A 23,820-nucleotide genomic window follows, 5' to 3' on the forward strand; every position below is an offset into this window, starting at 1 on the left:
GCCTCTCAATTCGGATCTGCTCGCCTTGGAGCCCTCAGGCAGACACAGCGAGCGGCTGCAGCCTCGATCGCCGCTCTGCCTCGCGCTCCGGATTTACGAGCGCCATGGCGATGGCGCCGCCCACCAGCATGATCACCCCGCACATGAAAAAGCCGGCGTTGAACCCGTCGAGCGGTGTCGCGGCGCTCTCAATCACACTGCCCATGATGTAGGGTGCGAGCAGGCCGGCTGAGCTCGCGACCGCAGTGCCGATCGCGAGCAGTGCGCCGCGTTGCGCCGCCGGGGTGATTTCACCGACGACGGCATTGCCGATGACGTAGATCACCGAAGGCAGCGCCACCCCGAGCGTCATCAGGGCAATCTTGACGGGAATGCCCGGAACGTACGGCAGCATTGTCAGCGCGGCGCCGCCAAGGACGACGCTCGACCCGCCGAGGATGCCGCGCGCCAGCCTGCTCGACACGCCGCGCGACAGCAGCCGCTGCGAACACCAGCCGGTCGCGAGCATCGCGACCGCGCTACCGGCGGCCGGCAGTGCTCCCAGGAGCCCGATCGAGCCTTGCGCAAGGCCAAGACCCTTGATCAGGTAAGCGCCCTGCCAGGAGAGCGCCAGCGACAGGGCCCAGTTGGCCCCGAACGCCGCCGCCCAGCACGCTAGGATCGAGGGGCTGAGCAGCAATTGAGCGTAGCCGACCCTGCGGGATGATTGCGCCGCATCGTTTGCCGTCAGGCTGGCGTCGTCCAACGAGCCTTCGCGGCCGAAGACGAGCCACAAGGCGCACCAAACGAGGCCGATCAGGCCGAGTGCGCCGAAGGCCCAATGCCAGGTCCAGCGCACAATGACCCAGTTGAGCAGCGGGAGTGCCACCACGACGCCGATCGCCCCGCCTTGCGCGATGACGGCGGTCGGAACGGTACGCAGCTCGTTGGGAAACCACTTGTAGGCGGAATGCAGCGCCACTGGTGCTGCGGGACCTTCGCCGGCTCCGAGCGCGATACGACAGGCCACCAGGGTCTCGAACCCGACCGAGCCGACCATCGGAAACTGGGTCAGCGCCCAGATGATGCCCATCGCCAGCAGCACCCAGCGCGTCTGCACCCGGTCGACAAGAAAGCCGGTCGCGATCGACGAGACCGCAAACAGCAAGAAGAAGCTGGACCCAACCAACCCGAACTGGCGCGGGCCGAGCTCCAGCTCCTGCATGATCGGGACGGCGGCGATCCCGATCACCGCCTTGTCGGCGAAATTGATCACCATGAAAATGAAGAGCAGCAGCACCGCGATCCAGGCACGGTTGCGGGAGTCAGGGCGCATGGACCAGCCCTCCCTTCAGGTCTTCGTGGATACCGCCTCGAACACGGCGGTCAGGATGCCGATCCGCTCGTCCATGAGGTTCTGTCCCAGGTTCGCGGCGAGCTGCGCGAACTCCGGCCCCATCACCACGCCGAGATTTGGCGAAGGCGGCGGCCCGGACGCGCGCATCTGCGCGAACCAGGCCTTGGCGGCGCCGGTGTCGTCCTGCCAGACGAGCGTGCGGAAACCGGCCAATTCGATCGCGTCCCGCGTTGCGGCGGCGGTCAGGAGAAAGCTCGTTGCCGGGGTTCGCGCCCACGGGAGCGGATAGTGCGGCTCGCCCCTCTTCAACACGACGTCGAACGTCGCAAACCTGCCGCCTGGCTTGAGCACGCGCCGGATTTCGCGGTAGAGCCGCGGCCGATCCGCAATGTTCATCGCCACATGCTGCAGCAACACGGCGTCGAAACGGCCATCGTCAAATCGAAGCTCGAGCGCGCTGCCGGCCTGGAACGACACCTGCCCACCTTGGCCCGTGCGCTCCGTCAGATAGCGTGCCGCGTCGACGAAGGGCTCGCTGAGGTCGACGCCAACGACCTGGCAGCCGCACGTCGCGGCGAGAAAGCGTGCCGGGCCGCCGATTCCGGAACCGACATCGAGAACCGACATGTCGGCGGTGATCCCGGCGAGCCTCGCAAGCTCGACGGTGGCGGCAAACCCGCGCGTATGAAACTGGTCGACGCCGCCCAATTGCTGGGGCGTGAGCTGCTGATCCTCGGGTCCGAAAACGGCGAGCGCCGCCTTCAGCCGTTCGGTCACGCCGGTCGCGCGATAGTGATCGCGCACGCCATCAAGTCCATCGGTCATTGCAAGCTTCCTCCGAGACTTCAGAGATGTCCTGGGAGCAGAGAGGTCCCGACACCGCCATGGCCCCCTGGTTTGCGATGTACGACTGCTTTCCGCGAGCGACTATCTGCGATAATGTCGACGAGCCATGAAGCAGAACTTCACAGTCAGGCAAGGTGCGCTGGGCGGCGTGGAGGCGTTTCTGAGCATCGCCCAGCACCGCAGCTTTCGCAGGGCGGCCGCCGAGCTCGGGGTGACTCCGTCGGCGATCAGCCAGGCGGTCCGCGCACTCGAGGCGCGGATCGGCGCAGCGCTCTTCATCCGCACCACCCGCAGCGTCGGCCTGACCGAAGCCGGCGAACGGTTCCTCTCGCGCGCCAAGCCCGCCTTCGAGGAGCTTGTCGCGGCTGGCGAGGTCGCGCGTGAACTCGGACAGCGGCCGGCCGGGCTGTTACGGCTCTCGGTGCCGCGCGCGGTGGTGCCGCCCGTGCTGGAGCCGCTGATCGCGTCGTTCTGCCAAGCCTATCCCGACATCGAGCTGGAGATCGCCGCGAGCGAGGAGTTGGTGGATCTTGCGGCCGGCGGGTTCGATGCCGGCATTCGTCTGGGCCAGTTCATTGCAGCCGACATGGTCGCGGTGCGGTTAACGCCGCCTTTTCCCTTCGTCGTCGTCGCGAGCCCCGACTATCTGGCGCGGCGGAAGGCGCCGGAACACATCGACGATCTGCGTGAGCACGCATGCCTGCGCATGCGCCGAACCAACGGCGCGATCGCACCCTGGCATTTTGTCGACGGCAACAAGGCGATCGAAGCCATCGTCTCCGGTCCGCTCATCGCGCACGACTTCCCCACACTCCTTGGAGCCGCGATCCAGGGTGTCGGACTTGCGCAGGTGCCCGGCCCGCTCGCCAAGGCGGCGATTGCCGATGGCCGATTGCAGACGCTGCTGGCGCCCTTCGCCGTCACGGCGCCGGGTCTCTTTCTGTATCATCCGGGCCGACGCCAGGTGCTGCCCAAACTGCGCGCGTTCATCGAGCACGTCAAATACCGCAGCAGCGACGCCCCGCGTATCACAACAACGGCGCGGAAACTGCGCAAGCAGGGCAGTGCAAAGAGCTCTTGATGACGCCGGGCGGTCGAGGGCCCCCGCAAATGACATCGCCGGGCGCTTACCAAAAGGCGGCGCAGCAGGCCACTGCAGAACCAAAGCGTCTACCTTCAAGTCAACTGAAGCCGGCGCGTTGCGCTGATATGCCTCGCAACAAAGTCCCGGACATGTTCGGGCACCGGGACACGTTCGATATCGCAGAAGGATTGAATTTCTTCGGCCACCTGGTTCGACATGTCCTTGACCCAATGCTCAAGTGTGTTGAATGCCAGGACACGGACCGGCGTGTTGAATTGGCCGGTCAGCAGATCAGAGACGATCGCTTCAAGATTGGTGTACTCGATCTCAACCTCGCGATAACCGATGCCTCGCGCTGCAAAACTGTCGACCACCAGGTAAAGGGTCTGATCGGCGCCGTAAGGCACTGCCATTGATAAATGATTTGCCATATCCACCTCCGCCCAGGGGCGGCGTAACGCTTAACATAAGGCAGCCGCGTCCGGTCAAACCGAAGCAATTCTCTCCGCGGCCGCTCGACAATGCTCTGCCATAACCACGGCAGGCGCTCGCAGGTTCCAGGGATTCGCCGCTCGGCGCCGAATTCATTCTCTGGGAAGGAAGATCGATCCTGCTCTGAGAAGGAAGATCCTGCGAAACGGTTCGAACCGGCCAAGGTTGCCCGGTGCCGTCCGAGAGTGAATGAAGCAATCAATGCTTCCTTCGCTGTTTCGGTCGCTTCCAGCCCATCACTGCTTCTGCGCTCCACCGCGCATCCGTCAGCTCGGCGATCAGGAAGTCGGCCAGGGCGGAGACCTTGGCGGGACGTGAGCGCGCCGTCGGCGTCACGAAGTACAATCCGCCTTGCGGCAGGCGCCAATCGGTGAGGACAGGCTCAAGTTGCTTCTTGGGAAAATATTGCGTCGCGATGAATTCTGGGAGCTCCGTGATCGCCAGCCCTTCGAGCACCGTCGGCAACAACGCCTCGACACTCGTTCCCCTGAGCGGCCCGGTTGGCGTGACCGGGCACTCCTCGCCTGTTTTCTGGTGCGTGAAACGCCAGACGTCGCGCTTCGATCGATTGGTGTAGCTCAGGCATTGATGGGCGCCCAGATCGTGCGGGCGCTGAGGACGGCCATGGCGCGCAATGTAGGCTGGCGAGGCAACGACGAACCGGCTAACGGGCGCGATCAGTCGCGCGACCAGCGATGAGTCCTCCAGGACGGCGATGCGCAGCGCGGCGTCGAAGCCATCACCGATCAGGTCGGTCTGCGCGTCGGTGAGATGAAGATCGACCTCGATCTCGGGATAGCGGCGAAAGAACGCCGGCAGTATCGGGGCGACCCAGCGCGCGCCAAAGGACAGCGGCGCGGCCAGCTTCACGAGACCGCGCGGGCGGCTCGAGGCCTCGCGCGCGAAGTCCTCGGCTGCTTCCGCGTCCGCGTAGATCTTCGAGGCCCGCTCGGCGAGCGTGTGACCGTAGTCCGTCAATGCGAGGCGCCGTGACGTCCTGTTGAACAGGCGCCCGCCAAGGCGCTCCTCCAGGCGCGTGACGGCCCGCGAGACGGTCGCCACCGATACGCCCATGGCTCGGGCCGCGGCCGCGAACGAGCGCTCCTCGGCCACCTTGGCGAACATCGCCAGTCCCTCGAAGTCCGGCAGTCTGGATATCGCCATTTCTGCAACGATGATTTTCAATCATTTCTATTTCGAAACGAGGGGCTCCGCAACACTATTCGCCGTGCCCGCAACCAGAAGCGGGATTGCATCCAAGGAGACCTTCCATGTCCGCGACCCGTTACCTTCCCTTCGCCGGCCGACTGATGATCGGCCTCCCCTTCGCCATGAGCGGCTTGAGCAAGCTCGGCGCCTACGGCGCCACGACCGGGCTGATCAGCGCCGTCGGATTGCCCTTCCCGCCGCTGGCCTTCGCGGTGGCTGTCGCCGTCGAACTCGGCGGTGGCCTGCTGCTCGTCGCCGGCTATCGTGCCCGCTCCGTCGCCATGGTCCTGGCGCTGTTCTCGCTCGCGACGGCGGTGTCGTTTCACAGCAATTTCGCCGACCAGAACCAGATGATCCACTTCCTCAAGAACGTGATGATGGCAGGCGGGCTGCTGCAGATCGCGGCGTTCGGGGCCGGTGCGCTCAGCATCGACAACCGGCGCAAGCTCGCCGCGCCGGGTTCAAGCCCTGCGTTGGCCGCCTGAAGAGCCGCCGGCGTCCCTTGCGCGTGGTCCCACCACGTTCGAAAGCGCCGCCGGCGCTCGCCCCTGCCCTCGACACCGAAAGGAAAATAGCCATGTCCCGCTTCAGCACATCGACCCTGATGCTTCGCAACCTGAACGACGTGTTCGGTGAAAGCGACCCCGTGCGCCGACGCGCTGTCGTCGACGAGATCTTCCACGAAGACGCCGTGTTCTACGATCCCAACAAGGGGGTGCATCGCGGCCGCGACGAGATCGATCGCATCGCCGGCGTGATCAAGGCCACGCATCCCGATTTCCAATATCAGCCGATCGCCCCGCCCGAGGAGCTGGGCGATGGCGGGCGGGTGCGATGGGTGTCGGGCAGCCCCGGCAAGGCGCCGGCTTACGCCGGCACGGATTTCATCATCGCCCGGGACGGCCGGATTGCTGCCGTCTATCTGTTTTTCGACAAGCTGCCTTAAGTTCGACGCGGCGGGGTGGCGAGCCGCCCCGCCCTACGCCTGCCTGTCTTGCCGCCGCTTCCAGTCCGCATAGATGTCCGCCTGCGCTTTCGGGCGAACCGGCACATGACGGATCGTCATCGACTGTTCGGCGAATGGTTTCGCGAGCTCCGCGTAGATCGCCGCCGTCGACAGGCCGAAAGGCGCGCCGTCATCATTGGAATAGGCGTAAGCGACTTCGCGGACGCCGGCCATCCGCATCGCGGCCATGCACATCGGGCACGGATGCCCGCTCGCATAGACGACGCAGCCCTCGAGGCTCGGCGAGCCAAGCTTGCGGCTGGCGGCACGGATCGCCGTCAGCTCGGCATGCGCGGTGGGGTCGTTGGTGCTGTGGATCTCGTTGACCCCGGTGGCGACGATCTCGCCGTTCTTCACGATGACGGCACCGAAGGGACGACCGCCGCTTTCCACATTGGCGCGCGCGAGCTCGATCGCCTGGGCGAGGAAACGCTGGTCGGTGTCCATGTTCATCGTTCCTTTCACCTGCGCCTCGGCCGCAACGAGGGTCTTTTCAATTCGCGTTGAAGCCGATCCCGCTGCTGTCCGGCTGCCGCTGCTGTGTCTGCCTCGCCTTCGACGGCGGGGACAAGGTTCGCGGCGAGAAAATCCACAAGCACCCGGAGCTTGGGAGCGAGATACCGGCTCGACGGCCACAGGATCCGAAGCGGTCCGGAGCGCTCGGTGTAGTCGTCGAGCACGGTGACGAGCACGCCGTCACGAAGCTGCCGGCCTATGGCGAAGTCCGGCAGGTAGGCGATGCCCATGCCTTGTTCGGCCATAAAGATTATCGGCTCGAGCGTACTTGCCACGGCCGTCTTCGGCAATTCACTCTCGATGCTGGCATGCTCGGGCTGCAGCGGCCATCGCTCGAACTTTCCACTGGTCGGAAACTTGTGGTGCAGGCAGGCATGAGCCTTGAGGTCGTCCGGGGTCAGAGGAACACCTTTGGCCGCCAGATAGGACGGGGCGGCCACAAGACGTCGTCGATACGTGCCCAAGGCCCGCGACATCAATCGCGTGTCGCCGGCCTCGGCGAAGCGCACCACGGCGTCGAAGCCCTCCTCGATCACATCGACGACCCGATCGCTGAAATCGAGATCCAATGTTATCTCGGGATAGGCGCGCATGAACGCGACGAGCGCAGGCATCATCAGGATGCCGACCAATGGCAGGCCGACACGCAGCGTACCGCGCGGGGCCTCCTGCGTCTGCGACAGTTCAAGCTCGGCCGCCTCGATTTCGGAAAAGATGCGCCGGCAGCGCTCGAGGAACAGGGCGCCTTCCGCGGTTAGCGTGATGCTGCGCGTGCTGCGATGCAGAAGGCGCACGCCGAGCCGTTCCTCTGTCCGCGCCACGGCCTTGCCGACTGCCGACGACGACACGCCAAGCTGCCGTCCCGCAACCGTGAAACTTCGGGCCTCCGCCGCCCGAACGAAGGCATTCAGCGATGCCAGACTGTCCATCCGCGAACCTCCATTTCGGACATTTCAGTCCGATATGTTTGGAACTATGGACCGATTTTCAAATCTCGGGGAGAGGCCATCTTGGGTCCAACATCACACAATGAAGGACTGGATCCATGAGCACCCCCGTCGTCTTGATCACAGGTGGACTTACCGGTATCGGGCGCGCTGCGGCCGTCGCCTTTGCAAAGAAGGGCGCGAAAGTCGTCGTTGCCGGTCGGCGCGACGAGGCCGGCAAGACGCTGGCCAAGGAGCTGCGCGGTCTTGGTGCAGAGGCCGAGTTCATCAATGCCGACGTCCGCAAGGAAGATGACGTTCGCACCCTGGTCGACAAGACGATCGCGCGGTTTGGCCGACTGGATGTCGCGGTAAACAATGCCGGCACCGAAGGCCGGCCCAGCCCGATCACGGACCAGACCGCCGAAAGCTATGCCGCGACGTTCGATACCAATGTTCTCGGCGTGATCCTGAGCATGAAGCACGAAGCACGCGTCATGCAGGGACAGCACAGCGGGACCATCATCAACATCTCCTCGACCTACGGGCACGAAGGCGCGGCGGGGGCCTCTCTGTATGTCGGCAGCAAGCACGCCGTCGAAGGCATCACCAAGTCGGTGGCGCGCGAGCTGGCCACGTCAGGGATCCGCGTGAACGCCGTGGCGCCTGGAGCGACGGACACCGGCATGCTGACCCGCTTCACCGGCACGCCGGAGAACAAGGCGGCTCTGGTGACGACCGTTCCGATGACGCGCCTCGGCCTCCCGGAGGAGATTGCCAACGCGATCGTCTTCATCGCATCGGATGAAGCGTCATACATCACCGGCCACGTCCTCAACGTCGATGGCGGCAAGAGCCACTAGACGATCCTGTCCGGTGCGAGGGCTCGCGTCGCGCCGGTAGCGGCCTGGACTGCTGCCGAACATGCGCTTGAACGCAAGGCTGAATGCGGTGTCGGATTCGTAGCCGATGGCTTCGGCGATGGTGGCGAGATTGGCGTCCTCGCGCCGGAGCGCATTGCGGGCGATCGTCATGCGCCAGCGGGTCGGATATTCGAGCGGCGCCATGCCGACAAGGCTCTTGAACCGTTCGGCAAACGACGTGCGCGACATGCCCACTTCGCTGGCGAGATCGCTGACCTTCCAGCGCTGCGCGACATTGCCGTGCATCAGGCGGAGCGCAGCGCCGATATGCGGGTCGCTCAGCGCGCCGAGCCAGCCCCCTCGTCGTCATGACCTCGCGACACGGAAATTCATGAGGAAGACAGAGATCGACTTCACCCCGCGAAAGCGGGCTCTGATTCTGTGAGCAGCCCTTGAAAGACTCGCGCCACCAGCGCCGCTCAGTGCCGCTGCGCGATCTGGACGAGGTTGCCGCAGGTGTCATCGAACACGGCGGTGGTGACCGGTCCCATCGCCGCCGGCTTCTGAGTGAAGATCACGCCGAGCTGCACAAGCCGCTCATATTCCTTCTGCACATCGTCGACGCCGAACGACGCGCAGGGAATGCCGTCGGCGACGAGGGCGGCCTTGAAAGGTTTGGCTGCCGGATGCTCGTCAGGTTCCAGCAGGAGCTCGACGCCGTCAGGATTTTCAGGCGACACCAGCGTCAGCCAGCGATGATGGCCCAGCGGAATGTCGTGCTTGGGTTTGAAGCCCAGGATGTCCCGATAGAACTGCAATGCTCTCTCCTGGTCATCGACGAGCACGCTCGTCAGCACGATTCGCATGTGACACACTCCCTTTTCCACCCGGTTTCCTGAGGTAAGCGCCCAGCCAGACCGTCGAAGCGCGCCGCAGTGGCGCAAGTTCCAGAAAGTGGAATTTGCTTCGCCACTGCCATTCACAGCGCAGCAATCCCACCTCCTCCAGAACCGTGAGATGCCGCGACAGCGCCTGCCGGGTCAGGCTGGCGCCGTGCCACTGCGTCATGCGGACGTGCAGCTCAAACAAGGTCTGCCCGTCCCGTTCTGCCAACTCGTCGATCAGGCGCCGGCGTGTGCTGTCCGCCAGCGCATGAAACAGCCGATCCAAATCCATGATGATGTATGCCGCACCTGGCGCCATCATGCAACAATCTTATTGCATGACAGAGAGTGGTCGGGAGTCCGGCGGTCCTGACCATCGCCTTGTGCCCGTCGGAATTGGTTGCCGCTGAAAGGTTTGCGCGCCTGGCCCCACCGTCAGCTTGGCTTACCCGTCAGGGCGATGGTCCGGATGGACCTCACCCCAATAGGTAACTAGCGTCGCACTTCGCCCCCGGTGAATGCACGGGACAGTTTCGGCCCGGCGGCGGTCAATGGTCGGTGATCCTCAGGGTAAGAGTCACTTTCCGATGGAAGATTTCGTCGGTGGAAGATTTCGCGATCGCGAAGGTCGAGGAGGTCGAACAGCACGCACACGCAGCCGCCGTCGCTTCACAGACGGATACGAGCCGCGGGCAGGCGTCAGAAGGAGATCATCATGGCTGAGCATACATCCCTCAACAGCGCATCCGTTGTCCTGGCGAACCTGGGCAAGCTGCTGCCCGATCTCGAGCCGCTTTATAAGGACATTCACGCCCATCCCGAATTGTCGATGCAGGAGACGCGAACAGCGGGCATCGCTGCCGACAGGCTAAGAAAGGCCGGTTTCGAGGTGACGACCGGGGTGGGCAAGACGGGTGTAGTCGGACTGCTCCGCAACGGCGAAGGGCCAACCGTGACGCTCCGCGCCGACATGGATGCGCTGCCGATCGCCGAGAACACCGGCCTTGCCTATGCCAGCAAAGTCTCGGCGACGGATGCCGAAGGCAATGCCGTGCCGGTGGGCCATATGTGCGGCCACGACATGCATGTCGCGTGGCTGGTCGGCGCAGCGACATTGCTGTCGCAGGCGCGCGAGGTCTGGAAAGGCACCTTGATGGCCGTCTTCCAGCCGGGTGAGGAAACAGCGCAAGGCGCCCAGGCCATGATCGACGACGGTCTGCTCAAGCGCTTTCCGACGCCCGATGTCGTGCTTGGCCAGCATGTCATGGTCGGCCCCGCCGGCACCGTCGCCGGAAGCGCCGGACCGATCACGTCCGCGGCGGACAGCCTGCAAATACGCCTGTTCGGGCGTGGCGCGCATGGCTCGATGCCGCAGGCCAGCATCGATCCCGTTGTCATGGCGGCATCCGTCGTCCTGCGGCTCCAGACCATCGTTTCGCGCGAGGTTGCCGCAAACGACGCGGCGGTAGTTACGGTCGGCGTGTTGCAAGCCGGCACGAAGGAGAACGTCATTCCCGACGACGCCATCATCAAGCTCAATGTGCGGACATTCGATGCGGGTGTACGCAAGCACGTGCTTGCGGCGATCGAACGAATCGTCAATGCCGAGGCCGAAGCCTCAGGCGCCCCGCGCAAGCCGGAGATCACGCCGCTCGACCGCTACCCGCTCAACGTGAATGACGAGACCGCGAGCAATCGCATCGCCGAGGCTTTTCGCGGCTATTTTTCCGCCGATCGGGTGAAGCACACCGGACCCGCGCCAGCGAGCGAGGACTTCGGCTGCTTCGGCACCGCCTGGCAGGTGCCTTCGGTGTTCTGGTTTGTTGGAGGCAATGATCCCGAAACTTATGCCAGGGCCAAGGCGGCCGGCAGGCTCAATGAGCTACCGGTCAATCATAGCCCGCAATTCGCGCCGGTCCTGCACCCGACCATGGAGACCGGCGTCGAGGCACTGGCCGTCGGCGCGCTGGCATGGCTTGGCGCAAGCTGACGCCGTTTGCGTCGGCGGCTGCGAACCGAATGCGTGGCGTGGTGGTGCCGACCCACGCCGGCGGCTTTCGTATCGGATTCACCCCCGGCGCCGCTTCGTGCTTTCATTCGACACGTTTAGGTTTTCGCGGATGGAGCCGTCATGATCACCATTGAAACCTTCGTGCGTATTCTTGACCTGGGCGGCACCTTCGTTTTCGCGATCAGCGGAGCGGTTGCCGCGGTCAATCGCCGGCTCGACATTTTCGGTATCGTCGTCCTGTCCTTCGTGGCGGGAAATTTTGGCGGGATCGGCCGCGATGTGCTGATCGGCGCGGTGCCGCCGGCCGCCCTGACCGATGGACGATACCTGCTGGTTTCTGTCCTGGCCGGGCTCCTCACCTTCTTCTCGTATGCCGGTGTCGACCGGCTGCACAGTCCCGTACTCCTGTTCGACGCGGTAGGACTATCATTCTTCGCCGTTGCCGGTGCGCAAAAAGCGATCGCGTTCGGGTTGAGCCCGGTCATGTCAGCTCTTCTGGGCATGCTGACGGGCATCGGCGGCGGCATGACGCGCGACGTTCTCCTCACCGAAATCCCACAAGTGCTGCGTTCGGATCTATACGCCGTTGCGGCGCTGGCCGGCGCCTCCGTCGTCGTCATCGGCGATATGCTTGGTCTTCCCTATGGCGCCTCAGCTCTGGCCGGTGGGGCCTTGTGCTTCGGCCTTCGCTTCATGGCGATCAGACACGGCTGGCATTTGCCTGTCGCGCTTTTGTCCGCGCAAGAACGCGCCGGAATAGATCGCTCCGATGATGAGAAACCGCACTGAACTTGCCGTTGATCGGCGATCGCCGCCGCAAGGCTACGGCCAAACATGGCCTGCCACCGGCTGCTCAGCGCCCTGCCCCTGGCCGGAGATGGGCATCCTCACGGAATGCCTTCTAAAAAACGCGGCGTCGATTGGCGATCTGAAATTCGCGAAATGATGAGCTTCCGTCGTTGATCCGCGCGAACCGTCCTCACCGTGCCGAAAACTTCATTCCGCGGACCCGAGGCGCGACCGCATGTCCCGGTATGCCGCCGCGATAAGCTCACTCAATGCAGCGGCGTCCACCTGTTGCGCCCAGCGGAGCTTCACGTGCCGCATCCGTTTGCCGGTGCCTTCCAGGAGGCCGGCCGGGTCGTCGAGCATCGCCCCGTAGAAAAAGCCAACATTCACATGAACGCTGAAGGCGTTGACGTATCCAAATGCCGCATCGCCCACACACGCAGTGGGATGGCCATCGTGCAGAAGCTCGCGAACGTCCGCTCCGCAGCCGCGCATCCGTTCAAACCATGGCTGGGCGAACCGTCGCAACTCGTCATCAGGCTTGGAAAACCAGGCGTCGATACCGGGGTCTCGCGGAACGGCGCTCGGGAACCGGAGGAGTTGGCTCATCGGAGCAGCTTTGCCAGCCTGGCTCGCCATGTCAAAGCGACCCCCAAGCGTAGATCTATCAACGCAGCAGCCTTCGCAGCAGAGCCGTACACAGCTCGATATCGTCCACACTCCAGGAGGCAAGCCGCTGCTCGAACACGGCCCCCTTGGCCTGCATCGCGCCCTCCAGCCGCCGACGACCGTCAGGGGTCAGCGACAGGACGATACTCCGCCGATCCGACGGATCGGTTGACGTCGCGATCAGTCCCAAGCGCACAAGCTCGCGGATGAGGCGGCTCGTCGCGCTGCGGTCCATGCCGACAGCTTGGGCCACGGCGCTGGGTTTGGCCGGGCCGAACGCGTTGAGCCACAGCGCGATATGGAAAGCGGCGGGCTGTAGTTCAGTGTGAAACGTCGCCGCCGCCGCCGCGGTCAAAGCCCGGGATTGGCTCACCAGCGCGTGCAGCGCAGCGCCGAGCTCGCGGATACACCGTACGCGCCGTCTGTCGTTCCGCGGAGCTTTGCCGTTGTCCAAAGCCATCATCCCATCGTCTGTCGCCCTGCCTCTCCGACCTCTTGCCATATTAGTTGACAAAAATCCATCATCCATATAGCGGATATATCTCCACTATTGGAGAGCAGCCATTCCGACCATCGTCATAACCGGAGCAACCAGCGGCATCGGTCGATACGCGGCGATCGCGCTCGCCCGGCAGGGAGCGGATCTCGTGCTCACCGCGCGCAACCAGACCAGGGCCGATGCAACAATGGCGATGATCGCGGCGGCCGCGCCGGGCACGCGGATTGACGTACACTATGGTGACTTTGCCGATCTCGCGTCCGTCGCGGCCCTCGGACGCGAGATCGTCGCGCGCCATACCCGGATCGACACGCTGATCAACAACGCAGGAATTCATGCCTTCAAATCACGGGTCACCGCGGACGGCTATTCCGAGATGGTCGCGGTCAATTACCTGGCACCATGGCTTTTGACGAGCATTCTACAGCAGACCATGATCAGGTCGGCGCCGTCGCGTATAGTCACGGTGGCATCGCAAGCCTCGCGACAAGCTGCCGGATTTGATCCCCTCGCCGCGCTTGTCGACAAGCACCCGTTCTCCGCGCGAGGCTCCTCGGCGATCTACGGCCGTACCAAATTGATGAACATCATGTTCTCGATGGAATTGGCGCGCAGGCTGAAGGGGAGCGGCGTGGCGGTCAACTGCTTATGTCCCGGATTCAACGTGACGGGGCTCGGGCGCGAACTGTGGTTCGCAGCGCCGCTCGAACGGCTGCTGACCTGGTTGAAGATCGGCAATCCGGAGCGCGGCGCCGCCATCATCGTCCGCCTGGCCAGCGATCCTGCCTTCGCGGAGGTGACGGGCGGCTATTTTTCGGCCAGCGGCGCACGACCGCTCGTCCCCGTGGCGCCGGGCGCTGACCGGCAAGCGCAGCAAGCGCTGTGGCAGGCGACCGCGGAACGAGTTGCCGCCTTCTGCCGCGACGAAGTCATAGAGGGTTGCGTTGGCGAATGAAGGCTAACGGGTGCAGGCGGATTTTCCCTGCGGCTCTTCGCGATGGAAGCCGCGGCCAAGGCGGGGAGCCTTGAGCTCGTCGTCGCGACCTCGGAATGAGGACGTTCGCAAGGACGATAGAGATCGGCTTCAACCGACAGCGGATGGCTGTGCGAGCGCCGGCAAAACGCGGCCGGGACTGCCGAAGCCGAAAAATGAGCTTAGCGACACGGCGACACCAAAGCCGCCCTCAGACCATGGCCTTACCCGTCCGCTTCGCCACCGCCTTCTGCACAAAATACAGCGCGACCACCGACACGATCGAGGTCGCGACGACGATGTAGCCGAGCCGGTCGAAATGGATCAGCGATCCGTCTGCATCTTCCGCGATGATCGCGGCCGCCGCCAACGAGCCGAGGCCGCCGGAGAGCTGCTGGAGCGAGGCGCTGACTGCGCTGAACGAGCCGCGCTGGCTGGCGTCGGGGATCGCCGACATCAGCGCCTGCGACGGGATCATGCGGGAGAAGATGCCGACGAACATCAGGACGTTGACAACGATCACGGTGGCCAACGAGACCTGACCGAGATGGGTGTAGATCAGCACCATGATGACCGACACCACGCTGCCGAAGACGAAGGTCGGGTACTTGCCGAACGCGTCGCTCGCCCGGCCGACCAGGGGTCCCATGACGATGCTGAACAGACCGGAGACGAGATAGATCGTCGGCAGGTGCACGATGTCGATGCCGAGATTGTGCACGGTATAGGCGCTGCCGAACGGCATCAGCATGTAGCCGCCGGTCGCCAGCAGTGTCGTCACCGCGAAGGCGAGCGTGTAGCGCGGCTGCCCGACGGTCGCGATCAGGTGCCGGAACGGATTGCTGTCGTGCTGGTGCCGCAAATGACCGGTCACCGGCTGCATCGCGAACGCGATGACGATGATCGCCGCGATCGACAGGCCGACGATCGCGGCGAAGCAGACGTGCCAATTCCAGTGGTTGGCCAGAAACAGGCCGGCCGGAATGCCGAGTACCTGGCTTGCGGCGAATGCCGTCTGAACAAACCCCATCACACGGCCGCGCAGATGCAGCGGAAACAGGTCCGTGATGATGGCGAGCACGACCGAGCCGATTACCCCGCCAAACAGTCCGGTCACGATCCGGCCAAGCAGCAGAACGTGGTAGTTCTGCGCCACCGCGCAGAGCAAGGTTCCTAGCGTGAAGCCGACATAGAAGAACAGGAGCAGCCGCTTGCGATCGAAGCGATCGGCAAAGCCGGCGGCAAGGATACCTGAAAGTCCGGCGCTGAAGGCGTATGCCGAAACTGCGACACCGAACTGCCCGGTCGTAATGTTGAGCGAGGGCATCATCATGGCGCCGAGCGGCGACATGATGATGAAATCGAGAATGATCGTGAACTGCGTGAACGCGAGTAGCGCAATCAGGAGTGATTGGTAGCGCGAAAATCCGGTCTGGCGTTCTTGCGGGCCGTCGACCGGCGTCGCTAGGATTTGATCCGTCATGCGATTCATTTCGTGTTGAAAGGAGGGAGATGTGCGGGGACAAGCGACGCGGAATCCGGCCGTCAAATTCCGCGCCGAATGATGTTGGAGAAGTGCACGGCTCCCCCGCACCCGGCCTTTTCCTTACGCCGCAGCCTGCGCTTTTACTACGGATGCGAAGTCTGGATGTATGCCTATTTGCGCGGGCACGATGCCGACGCCGACATGGCAGGCGAACGCCTCGATCTTGCCGTCTTCCACGTACCAGAAGCCGGCGGCCGGGGTGTCGACTTTGGTCCAACGCAGCGCTGCCTCAGAACAGCCTGAAGTCGAAATTGAAGACTGCCGAAACGAGGCAGATCAGGGCGTGTAGTCATAAAGGGGGAGATGTCGGCTTTTGGAGGCTAGGCTGAAATTTTCTGCTCAATCAGAGGCATTTGCGACATCCGCGCGATATTCTGCCAAGGCGGGTACAAAAAACCCCGGCCGGTGCCGGGGTTTTTGAGTCGCTGGAGAGAAGCGGAGATCAGTACCTTGCGACGAGCGGGCCACCCCAGTTGAAGTGGTAGTTGATGCGTGCAGTGACCAGATCTACGTCCTGACGGATCGAGTCGGTGCGGAATGGGCTGCCGGCCGGGATACCAGCCAAAACGCCTGTCGATGTTGCGGTGATGCTGCGGTTGCCCATGAAAAGGTGATCGTACTCGACGGCCACCGACCAGTTCGGCGCGAATCCGTATTCGACACCGGTGCCGATGGCGCCGCCCCAGCGTGTCTCATTCGCCGAATCGAACAGCGCGCCTGATGTGGTGACCGTGCCTCGGAATTTATCATCGGTTACGGCGGCGCCGCCCTTCACATACCAAAGGACGTTATTCCAGGCATAGCCGATTTGGCCGGTGAACAAGCCGAACGCTTCGATCTTGGAATTGTTGGTCCAAGCGGGAATGAAACGGCTAACGTTAGATCCCTTCAAATCAGCCCAGTCGCCTTGCGCTTCCAGACCGAACACCCAGTTCTGCATCTGCCAGCGATAGCCGACCTGGCCACCAACCACGCCGCCATTCGCATCATGACAACCTTCACCGAAGGGAGCGACAGGTACACGGAAGCTCGTGACATCCCAACATTTGTGGGACCAGCCGCCGCCGCCGTTGGCGCCGATGTAGAAGCCGGTCCAATTATAGAGCACGGGAAGCGGGGCCGGCGGTGGTGCCTTGACGGCCATATCAGCGGCCGACGCCGGAGCGGCGATGCCCAACGCTACGAGACCTACGGTAGCCGAGAGGAATTTCTTCATCGCATTTCTCCATCTGCGTCGCATCTTGCATCTATCCGATAGATGCACTCGCAACCGCCGATAATGATGGTGTCGATTTGCGCTTGATTCCAAATTCCACCTGAAGCGTAGGCGATTTGACGCGAAGATTCTGTGCCTCAAATACAACTGTCGGCTTTTAGAATATGGCTGAAAGAAGTCGAATTGCGTGCGCCTTTTGGGCTGAAGCCTGAAGCAGACGCCTATCCGTTTGCTGCGGTGCGCGGATTGATACGCGCTCGATCACTGCGGGACCGTCCAGGCCTGACCCGACAATTTTCGCTCTCGTCCCTTGCCATGGCGGGACGATTGGCATCGAAACGAGCCCGCACAAGAGCTGCCGAGCATCGATCGCATCAAATCGCGTCAACGCGAGGGAGGCGAACAAACGGCCGGCTCTCATCCACGCACATTGCGGGAGCCATCGCCTGGATGATTGAATTCGAAAAGGAAATTTCTGAGGGCGGCGGCGCGCCACCCTGCGGGAGTGCCGTCCAGACGGCATCGCCAGCTGCAAAACCCAATGTGCAGACGAACTCTTGCGACCAAATTGCCGCTGGATCACCGGTCTTGGCTGTGCAGAATCGGCAAATTGTTAGTCGTCACGCTTTTCATTTTGTCCGATTTGCATAGGCAGATATCAATCCCAGGTGCTTCAAGCTTCCGATCAAGACTGGCTCGTTCAGGAGTAAGGGCGATAGAAACTGCTGCCGTCGATCCAACCGCAAATTGAGGGCATTTCCAGTGAAAAGCGTGACTCTCGCTCTCCAGGGAGGTGGAGCACATGGCGCCTTTGTCTGGGGCGTGGTCGACCGTCTGCTGGAGGACGGCCGCCTTGGCATCGAGGCGATCAGCGCCACAAGTGCCGGCGCGATGAATGCGGTTGCGCTTGCATCCGGAATGGCAGCGGGCGGCCCCGAGGCGGCGCGGAAAAGGCTGCATGACTTCTGGCAAGGAGTCTCACGAATGGATTTGATTTACGATCTCTACTCCCCCTTGAACCAATGGATTCAAGCGCTGAAATTGCCGCCGGAGTACCATCCGTTTCACGCCGCCCTCCACTTCCTGACGCACACCCTTCCGCCTACGCTGCTCAATCCGCTCAACGTCAATCCGCTCAGGGATCTGCTTTTGACAGCGGTCGATTTTGAACGGCTCAATCAGTCGCCTCCGGCACCGCAGCTCTTTCTCAACGCAACGAATGTCCGCACTGGGAAGATCAAGGTCTTCCAGACCCCCGACATCACTGTCGACGCCGTGCTCGCGTCGGCCTGCCTCCCGCCTTACTTCCAGGCGGTTGAAATCGATGGAGAGCACTATTGGGACGGCGGCTATCTCGGAAACCCTGCGATCTTTCCGCTGATCTATCGAAAGGGTGCCAAGGACGTCGTCATCGTTCAGGTGACGGCCATCAGGCGCGACGAGCTGCCGACGAGCGCTGCGGACGTCCTGCACCGGATCACCGAGATCAGCTTCAACTCATCGCTGATGCGAGAAATGCGCGCAGTCGCTTTCGCGACAAGATTGATCGACAATGGCGAACTGGACGAGGCCAAACACAGTCGCATGTTCATGCACTGGATCGGCAATGACCGTCTCATGTCCGAGCTTGGTACTGCGACGCAGTTTCATCCGGAGTGGAGCCTGCTATGTCGATTGCGCGATGCAGGACGGGAGACCGCCGGCAGGTGGCTCGATCAAAATTTCGAACATCTCGGCTCACGCTCGACGGTCGATCTTGCGGACATGTTTCTGTGATGTTGCGGGTCCCCTCCATTAGCGCATTCGGTCGATGATCGATGCCAAGACCAGATTCTTCACCGAAACCCGAAGCACTTGGCCTCTGTAGCCGGGAGCGGCTGCCATAAAGACCAACACCAGATTGATTGGTGTCTTGCCCACATCTTGGCCGCTCAAGGCAAGTTTGAAGAATCCGAAGCGCGCATGAAGGTAGCCCGCTCGGGGTTCGACTCGCTTCACGAACGTCATCTGCTCGCCTTTGCGGACCACGGCGCTGAGTTCTATGCCGGGAGCGGAAACAATTGTCGCAGGGCTCTTCAGTTGGCGCGGATCAATGCCGGCAATCGGCCCCCGCTGCGTGCGCTTGAACCAGCCCGCAACATCGCAACTTCTGCCGGCGATGCCGGAGCCGCCTTCAAATCTGCCGTAACTGCATAGTGAGCGGCTCTAGCCGCGCTCAGGATGCGGGACCGCGTCGCGGATGGACGGAGGGAACCATGAGCACGATGAGGAGCATTCGGCTCGGGCTGCTGGCAACTGTTGCCGTTGCGGCAGCGTCAGGTCTACCGGCCGCCGCACAACAGATCACCGGCACACCGGGTTCACCCGGCGCCACGACGACGATTGACGGAAAGTATCTTCCACCGCCAGCGCCGAAGTTCGGCGGCGACATCAACCTGCAGGCCAGTCAGTCCAAACCGTACTGGCCCGCCCGAGTGGTGCCGCCGCAGGGCGCGCCCAACGTGCTCCTGATCATGACTGACGACCAGGGCTATGGAGTTTCGGGAACCTTTGGCGGCGTCATCCCGACACCTGCGATGGATCGCATCGCGCAGATGGGCCTGCGCTACACTCAATGCCACTCCACGGCACTTTGCTCGCCGACGCGGGCGGCGCTGATCACCGGCCGCAACCACCACTCGGTGGGGTTTGGCATCATTTCCGAGCAAGCGACCGGTTATCCGGGTTACGACAGCATTCTCGGACCGGAGAACGCCACCATTGGCACCATCCTGAAGCAGAACGGCTACGCCACGTCCTGGTTCGGCAAGAATCACAACACGCCGAGCTATCAGTACGGCGCGACGGGACCATTCGATCAATGGCCTATCGGCATGGGCTTCGACTACTTCTACGGCTTCATGGGCGGCGAGACCGACCAGTGGACGCCGTATTTGTTCCGGAACACCACCCAGGTTTTCCCCTGGGTCGGAAACCCCGGCTACAATCTGACGACCGACATGGCGGACGATGCGATCGCCCACCTGCGACAGCTCAATGCCGCCGCGCCCGATCAGCCGTTCTTTGTCTACTACGTGCCCGGCGGCACCCATTCGCCGCATCAGCCGACCAAGGAATGGATCGACAAGTTCAAGGGCAAGTTCGACATGGGCTGGAACGCCCTGCGCGAGCAGATTTTCGCCAATCAAAAGCGGCTCGGCGTCATCCCCGCGAACACGCAGCTCACAGCCTGGCCGGACGACCTGCAAAAGTGGGAGACCTTGACGGCCGACGAGAAGAAGCTGTTCGCGCGGCAAGCGGAGGTGTTCGCCGCTTATGTCGCCTACACCGACCATGAGATCGGCCGCGTGATCCAGGAAGTCCAGGATGAGGGCAAGCTCGACAACACGCTGATCATCTATATCAGCGGTGACAACGGCACGAGTGCGGAAGGCACCACGCGCGGGACGCCAAACCAATACACGGCGTACAACGGCATATTGGACCTCCCCATTGCCGAGCAGTTGAAGGCCTATGACGCCTGGGGCTCGGCCGCTACATACCCGCACATGGCGGTGGCCTGGTCATGGGCCTTCGACACGCCGTTCAAGTGGATGAAGCAGGTCGCGTCGCACTTCGGCGGCACCCGGCAGGGCATGGCAATCGCCTGGCCGAACCACATCAAGGATGCCGGCGGCATCCGAACCCAGTTCCACCACTTGATCGATATCGTGCCGACCATCCTTGAGGCCACCGGCATTCCCGCGCCGCTGATGGTCAACGGCATCGCGCAGAAGCCGATTGAAGGCGTGAGCATGGCGTACACGTTCGACAAGGCGAACGCCAACGCGCCATCCGCGCGCACGACGCAGTATTTCGAGATGTTTGCCAACCGCGCGATCTATCACGACGGCTGGATTGCGGCGACAACACCACCTGCGCCGCCATGGCTCCTGGGGACTGTCAAGCTGCCTGAGGATGTGGTCAATGGCTACAAGTGGGAACTCTACAACATCGCCGAGGATTACTCGGAGAGCAACGACCTCGCGGCGAAGATGCCGGACAAGCTCCGCGAGTTGCAGGAGCTGTTCATCGTAGAAGCGACCAAGTACAACGTGTTCCCACTGGACAACTCGGTGCTTCCGCGCATCGTCGCAGCGCGCCCAAGCGCGACCGCGGGTCGGAACACCTTCACATACTCGGGCGAGTTGTCAGGCCTGCCCGAGAGTGATGCGCCCAGCATCCTGAACAGGTCCTATACGATCACCGCGGAGCTCGACATTCCAGGCGCCGGCACCACCGTTGGGCGCGCGGGCCCACAGGATGGTAACGAAGGCATGATCGTCACTGAAGGGGGACGCTTCGGTGGCTATGCCCTGTATCTGCTCAGGGGCAAGCCAGTGTTCGTCTACAACTTCGTCGGCCTCGAACACTTCCGCTGGGAAGGCAAGGACGCGCTCACACCGGGCAAGCACACTGTCGTGTTCGACTTCAAGTATGAGGGTCCCGGTTTCGGCAAGGGCGGCACGGGCGTCCTGAAGGTGGACGACAAGGAGGTCGCCACCAGCAAAATCCCGCACACCATTCCATTCATCATTGCCATCGAGGAAACCTTCGACGTGGGTGTCGATACCCGCACCGGCGTTGAAGACAAGGACTATCAGGTGCCCTTCCGCTTCACCGGCAAGCTTGACAAGCTCACCATCAAGCTCGGGCCGGTGCAGCTCACCAGCGAGGATCATCAGGTCATTCGGCACGCCCGCGCCGGCGCGAACAACTGATACCACAGCAATCCGGTCGGGTGTCCCTTCCTCGGGGTCCGGCCGGAGACCTTGGTGATCACGGGGCTTGAATCACGGCTTGGAGGGCAGGCTCGACCTGGCTCTCCAAGGAGAGGCTTGCTCGCCATCGCTCGAAAGCAGACGTGTCATGCTCACTTGGCGTTTTGGCGTGACCCCCAACCGACATTCCAGAGGCGCGCACGAGCTGCGGCGGCAACTGGTTCAATCCTGGGGCCCTATGCCGCGCATGGTCCGCCGGTCGGGAGTGAGCAATCTTGCTCGGACACCGGCGGGGAGCAGCGCCAAGGTTGGGGTTCGCTCAGGTGGTTGCATCGAGAACGTAAAACAACACTTCGTCCGTTTCTGCCGATTTCGCATAGCTTCCCATTCTCGGCTGTCGGATGATGTCGATCGTCGACGCTCAGCAGGCGCGGCAAAACTAGCGTGAATAACCAGGTGGCTTGGAGCACGGCACTCTGCTTTAGCGGGTCAGGTCGGTGCCACAAGTTTCCAGACACTTCTTCGTCCACAGCAAATCAAGGGAGACGCAAATGAGTAAGCTTGAACGCTTTTCGGCAGCACTGATCGCTGCGGCCGTGTTCGCTACTCCGGCCATGGCGTCGTGGTACGACAGAAACGGCACAGTCATCCATCCCTCCCGCGTCTACCACTGCATCCGGGCTCCAGACGTTGGCCAATTTGCCGGAGGTTCGTGGAATAATGCTCCGTGCGAACCGGCAGTCTGGTACTCGGGCAGCAGGAAACAGCACCGTGCGGCCAACGCGAGGTACGCGCCTGGCGTCGCAACAGGCGGCTCCAACAACAGAGGCGGCTTGGTCGGCGGCGCGGACCCAGGTACTTACAAGCCCTAAGAATAGGCGCTGTGTTTCTGCGGGGGCATTTGTAAGCGCCCCCGCTAGCCTTCGCCCACGTGCAGTAACCGGACGACCCGCGATCAGGTTATCAGGGTCCGCCGCTGAACCTGACCGGTTTTAAGGGTTAGATGTGTCCTGCCGGCCAGGCAGGTCTTGCCGGAATTGCAAGGTCAACAGCATCTGTCATTTCACCATCGAAGTTCCGAAACCGCATAGTCGAAAGTCGCCAACTGCCTGATGCTGCGTCCTAGGTGAGACCAAAGCGCTTCAAACAGGTCGCAAGAACTGTCCGCCGGCTCGACAGGGCGGAACAATGGCTGGTGGCACGCAAATCTTTACGGATCCGGACGGCTACGCAGCCGCCATCGGCGACGCCCGCCTCAACCTGACGATGACAGGCGCAGGAGCTTTCAGGGCTGAGCTCACCTGGATGCAGTTGCAACATCTGAAGATCTATCGATGTTGCGAAAGCCTCTCGCGCATCGGCTATATCTCCCTCTCCCCCAAAATGACTTTCCTGTCGTTTCCCATCAACGCGACGTCCGCCATATTCAGTGGATTTTCCGTTCGAAACGGCGACATCATTTTTCACAGCCCAGGCGAGCGCATGCATCAACGGTTCATCGGTGGATGCCAATGGGGTTTGATCGCGCTAACGGCACAGCACTTCGCTGATTGCAGCAAGGCATTGGTCGGAAGATCGTTCGCGTCACCCGGCGCGAGCAGCGTAATTCACCCTTCGCGAACGGAAATAGTGAGGTTTCGGCGTCTGTTCAGACAGGCCTGCCATCTCGCCGAGGGCAGAAGGAAAATAGCTGAACACCCCGAGGTCGCGAGAGCGCTGGAACACGACATGCTTCACGCTATCATTCATTGCCTCGCAGGAGGCATCTCGGGCGAGACGATCAAGGCGAGATGCCATCACGCAGCCGTCATGGCTCGTTTCGAGGAAGCGCTGAGCAAGCTTGCCGATGACAGGCCTAACATGGCCAGGCTTTGCGCAGAGATCGGCGTAGCGGAGCGAACGCTCCGGATGTGTTGCGCCGAATTTCTCGGCATAAGCCCCACGCGCTACCTTCTGCTGCAACGCCTGAACAAGGCCCGTGCCGCGCTGCAGCGAGCTAACCCTTCGACAACGAGCGTTGCGGAGATCGCCCGAGACCATCAATTCCTGGAGCTCGGGCGCTTTGCGGTGACCTATCGCATCACCTTTGGTGAATCGCCTTCCGTCACGCTGCATCGACATCCCCGAACCTGAGCGGAATGCCGAAGTTGGCGAAAGTGCACAGCCGCGACGGGACGCTTCACCAATATTGCATG

General features: G+C 62.6%; 26 protein-coding genes. 11 read left to right on the plus strand and 15 right to left on the minus strand.

Features of this window, described 5'->3' with window-relative positions:
* Nucleotides 1-34: 34 nt before the first annotated feature.
* Together QOU61_RS21505 and QOU61_RS21510 are read right to left on the minus strand one after the other, a co-directional pair.
* On the minus strand, nucleotides 35-1,315 hold the full coding sequence (locus tag QOU61_RS21505; protein ID WP_289653199.1) for an MFS transporter: 1,281 nt from the start codon (nucleotides 1,313-1,315) through the stop codon (nucleotides 35-37).
* Between the two features lie 15 nt (nucleotides 1,316-1,330).
* On the minus strand, nucleotides 1,331-2,161 hold the full coding sequence (locus tag QOU61_RS21510; protein ID WP_289653200.1) for a class I SAM-dependent methyltransferase: 831 nt from the start codon (nucleotides 2,159-2,161) through the stop codon (nucleotides 1,331-1,333).
* Between the two features lie 127 nt (nucleotides 2,162-2,288).
* Here QOU61_RS21510 and QOU61_RS21515 point away from each other — a divergent pair, with 127 nt between their 5' ends.
* Nucleotides 2,289-3,263: a LysR family transcriptional regulator gene (locus QOU61_RS21515; protein ID WP_289653201.1), complete on the plus strand. Its 975-nt coding sequence runs from the start codon at nucleotides 2,289-2,291 to the stop codon at nucleotides 3,261-3,263.
* A gap of 95 nt (nucleotides 3,264-3,358) precedes the next feature.
* Here QOU61_RS21515 and QOU61_RS21520 read toward each other — a convergent pair whose 3' ends face one another.
* On the minus strand, nucleotides 3,359-3,697 hold the full coding sequence (locus tag QOU61_RS21520) for a hypothetical protein (protein ID WP_289653202.1): 339 nt from the start codon (nucleotides 3,695-3,697) through the stop codon (nucleotides 3,359-3,361).
* Between the two features lie 259 nt (nucleotides 3,698-3,956).
* Nucleotides 3,957-4,916, minus strand: a complete 960-nt coding sequence (locus QOU61_RS21525) for a LysR family transcriptional regulator (protein ID WP_289661660.1) — start codon at nucleotides 4,914-4,916, stop codon at nucleotides 3,957-3,959.
* A gap of 113 nt (nucleotides 4,917-5,029) precedes the next feature.
* On the opposite strand from QOU61_RS21525, the gene QOU61_RS21530 reads away from it, so the two are divergent.
* Nucleotides 5,030-5,452, plus strand: a complete 423-nt coding sequence (locus tag QOU61_RS21530; RefSeq protein WP_289653203.1) for a DoxX family protein — start codon at nucleotides 5,030-5,032, stop codon at nucleotides 5,450-5,452.
* A gap of 92 nt (nucleotides 5,453-5,544) precedes the next feature.
* Nucleotides 5,545-5,913, plus strand: coding sequence for a nuclear transport factor 2 family protein (locus QOU61_RS21535; protein ID WP_289653204.1), 369 nt, complete (start codon nucleotides 5,545-5,547; stop codon nucleotides 5,911-5,913).
* Nucleotides 5,914-5,946: 33 nt separating this feature from the next.
* Here the strand turns inward: QOU61_RS21535 and QOU61_RS21540 are convergent, their stop codons facing one another.
* Complete coding sequence (locus QOU61_RS21540; RefSeq protein WP_289653205.1) at nucleotides 5,947-6,420, minus strand: nucleoside deaminase; 474 nt, start codon at nucleotides 6,418-6,420, stop codon at nucleotides 5,947-5,949.
* Nucleotides 6,421-6,434: 14 nt separating this feature from the next.
* Nucleotides 6,435-7,418, minus strand: a complete 984-nt coding sequence (locus QOU61_RS21545; protein WP_289653206.1) for a LysR family transcriptional regulator — start codon at nucleotides 7,416-7,418, stop codon at nucleotides 6,435-6,437.
* A 116-nt stretch (nucleotides 7,419-7,534) separates the two neighbouring features.
* On the opposite strand from QOU61_RS21545, the gene QOU61_RS21550 reads away from it, so the two are divergent.
* Entirely contained in the window at nucleotides 7,535-8,278 is a 744-nt protein-coding gene (locus QOU61_RS21550; protein WP_289653207.1) for an SDR family NAD(P)-dependent oxidoreductase, read from the plus strand.
* Here QOU61_RS21550 and QOU61_RS21555 read toward each other — a convergent pair.
* The 3 genes from QOU61_RS21555 to QOU61_RS21565 form a co-directional block, all read right to left on the minus strand.
* A complete protein-coding gene (locus QOU61_RS21555) occupies nucleotides 8,228-8,584 on the minus strand; it encodes a helix-turn-helix transcriptional regulator (RefSeq protein ID WP_289653208.1) in 357 nt (118 codons plus the stop codon). The genes QOU61_RS21550 and QOU61_RS21555 overlap by 51 nt on opposite strands.
* A 173-nt stretch (nucleotides 8,585-8,757) precedes the next feature.
* A complete protein-coding gene (locus QOU61_RS21560; protein WP_289653209.1) occupies nucleotides 8,758-9,144 on the minus strand; it encodes a VOC family protein in 387 nt (128 codons plus the stop codon).
* Nucleotides 9,110-9,484, minus strand: coding sequence for a winged helix-turn-helix domain-containing protein (locus QOU61_RS21565; RefSeq protein ID WP_289653210.1), 375 nt, complete (start codon nucleotides 9,482-9,484; stop codon nucleotides 9,110-9,112). The genes QOU61_RS21560 and QOU61_RS21565 overlap by 35 nt, the downstream gene beginning before the upstream one ends.
* A 393-nt stretch (nucleotides 9,485-9,877) precedes the next feature.
* On the opposite strand from QOU61_RS21565, the gene QOU61_RS21570 reads away from it, so the two are divergent.
* Nucleotides 9,878-11,152 carry a M20 family metallopeptidase gene (locus QOU61_RS21570; protein WP_289653211.1) on the plus strand — a complete coding sequence of 425 codons (1,275 nt, stop codon included), beginning with the start codon at nucleotides 9,878-9,880 and terminating at the stop codon, nucleotides 11,150-11,152.
* A gap of 141 nt (nucleotides 11,153-11,293) precedes the next feature.
* Nucleotides 11,294-11,962: a trimeric intracellular cation channel family protein gene (locus tag QOU61_RS21575; RefSeq protein WP_289653212.1), complete on the plus strand. Its 669-nt coding sequence runs from the start codon at nucleotides 11,294-11,296 to the stop codon at nucleotides 11,960-11,962.
* 207 nt (nucleotides 11,963-12,169) lie between these two features.
* Here QOU61_RS21575 and QOU61_RS21580 read toward each other — a convergent pair whose 3' ends face one another.
* Together QOU61_RS21580 and QOU61_RS21585 are read right to left on the minus strand one after the other, a co-directional pair.
* Nucleotides 12,170-12,571 (minus strand): DUF1801 domain-containing protein, encoded by a 402-nt coding sequence (locus QOU61_RS21580; protein ID WP_289653213.1) that lies wholly within the window; start codon nucleotides 12,569-12,571, stop codon nucleotides 12,170-12,172.
* 58 nt (nucleotides 12,572-12,629) lie between these two features.
* The gene (locus tag QOU61_RS21585) at nucleotides 12,630-13,091 is read right to left on the minus strand and encodes a MarR family winged helix-turn-helix transcriptional regulator (protein ID WP_289653214.1); all 462 of its coding nucleotides are present in this window, start codon (nucleotides 13,089-13,091) and stop codon (nucleotides 12,630-12,632) included.
* 157 nt (nucleotides 13,092-13,248) lie between these two features.
* Here QOU61_RS21585 and QOU61_RS21590 point away from each other — a divergent pair, with 157 nt between their 5' ends.
* The gene (locus tag QOU61_RS21590; protein ID WP_289661662.1) at nucleotides 13,249-14,085 is read left to right on the plus strand and encodes an SDR family NAD(P)-dependent oxidoreductase; all 837 of its coding nucleotides are present in this window, start codon (nucleotides 13,249-13,251) and stop codon (nucleotides 14,083-14,085) included.
* Nucleotides 14,086-14,314: 229 nt separating this feature from the next.
* Here the strand turns inward: QOU61_RS21590 and QOU61_RS21595 are convergent, their stop codons facing one another.
* Nucleotides 14,315-15,586: an MFS transporter gene (locus QOU61_RS21595; protein ID WP_289653215.1), complete on the minus strand. Its 1,272-nt coding sequence runs from the start codon at nucleotides 15,584-15,586 to the stop codon at nucleotides 14,315-14,317.
* A 165-nt stretch (nucleotides 15,587-15,751) separates the two neighbouring features.
* Between QOU61_RS21595 and QOU61_RS21600 the strand changes: the two genes are divergently transcribed.
* Nucleotides 15,752-15,892, plus strand: coding sequence for a hypothetical protein (locus QOU61_RS21600; protein WP_289653216.1), 141 nt, complete (start codon nucleotides 15,752-15,754; stop codon nucleotides 15,890-15,892).
* Between the two features lie 199 nt (nucleotides 15,893-16,091).
* Here QOU61_RS21600 and QOU61_RS21605 read toward each other — a convergent pair whose 3' ends face one another.
* Nucleotides 16,092-16,865: an outer membrane protein gene (locus QOU61_RS21605; RefSeq protein WP_289653217.1), complete on the minus strand. Its 774-nt coding sequence runs from the start codon at nucleotides 16,863-16,865 to the stop codon at nucleotides 16,092-16,094.
* An 822-nt stretch (nucleotides 16,866-17,687) separates the two neighbouring features.
* Here QOU61_RS21605 and QOU61_RS21610 point away from each other — a divergent pair.
* On the plus strand, nucleotides 17,688-18,641 hold the full coding sequence (locus QOU61_RS21610; RefSeq protein WP_289653218.1) for a patatin-like phospholipase family protein: 954 nt from the start codon (nucleotides 17,688-17,690) through the stop codon (nucleotides 18,639-18,641).
* Nucleotides 18,642-18,659: 18 nt separating this feature from the next.
* Here QOU61_RS21610 and QOU61_RS21615 read toward each other — a convergent pair whose 3' ends face one another.
* Nucleotides 18,660-18,872, minus strand: a complete 213-nt coding sequence (locus tag QOU61_RS21615; protein WP_289653219.1) for a hypothetical protein — start codon at nucleotides 18,870-18,872, stop codon at nucleotides 18,660-18,662.
* 248 nt (nucleotides 18,873-19,120) lie between these two features.
* Between QOU61_RS21615 and QOU61_RS21620 the strand changes: the two genes are divergently transcribed.
* The gene (locus QOU61_RS21620; protein WP_289653220.1) at nucleotides 19,121-21,625 is read left to right on the plus strand and encodes an arylsulfatase; all 2,505 of its coding nucleotides are present in this window, start codon (nucleotides 19,121-19,123) and stop codon (nucleotides 21,623-21,625) included.
* A gap of 481 nt (nucleotides 21,626-22,106) precedes the next feature.
* On the opposite strand, the gene QOU61_RS21625 is transcribed toward QOU61_RS21620, so the two are convergent.
* The gene (locus tag QOU61_RS21625) at nucleotides 22,107-22,274 is read right to left on the minus strand and encodes a hypothetical protein (RefSeq protein WP_289653221.1); all 168 of its coding nucleotides are present in this window, start codon (nucleotides 22,272-22,274) and stop codon (nucleotides 22,107-22,109) included.
* 539 nt (nucleotides 22,275-22,813) lie between these two features.
* Between QOU61_RS21625 and QOU61_RS21630 the strand changes: the two genes are divergently transcribed.
* Nucleotides 22,814-23,758, plus strand: a complete 945-nt coding sequence (locus tag QOU61_RS21630; RefSeq protein ID WP_289653222.1) for an AraC family transcriptional regulator — start codon at nucleotides 22,814-22,816, stop codon at nucleotides 23,756-23,758.
* Nucleotides 23,759-23,820: the final 62 nt, after the last annotated feature.

Source organism: Bradyrhizobium sp. NP1, assembly GCF_030378205.1.
Lineage (GTDB): Bacteria > Pseudomonadota > Alphaproteobacteria > Rhizobiales > Xanthobacteraceae > Bradyrhizobium.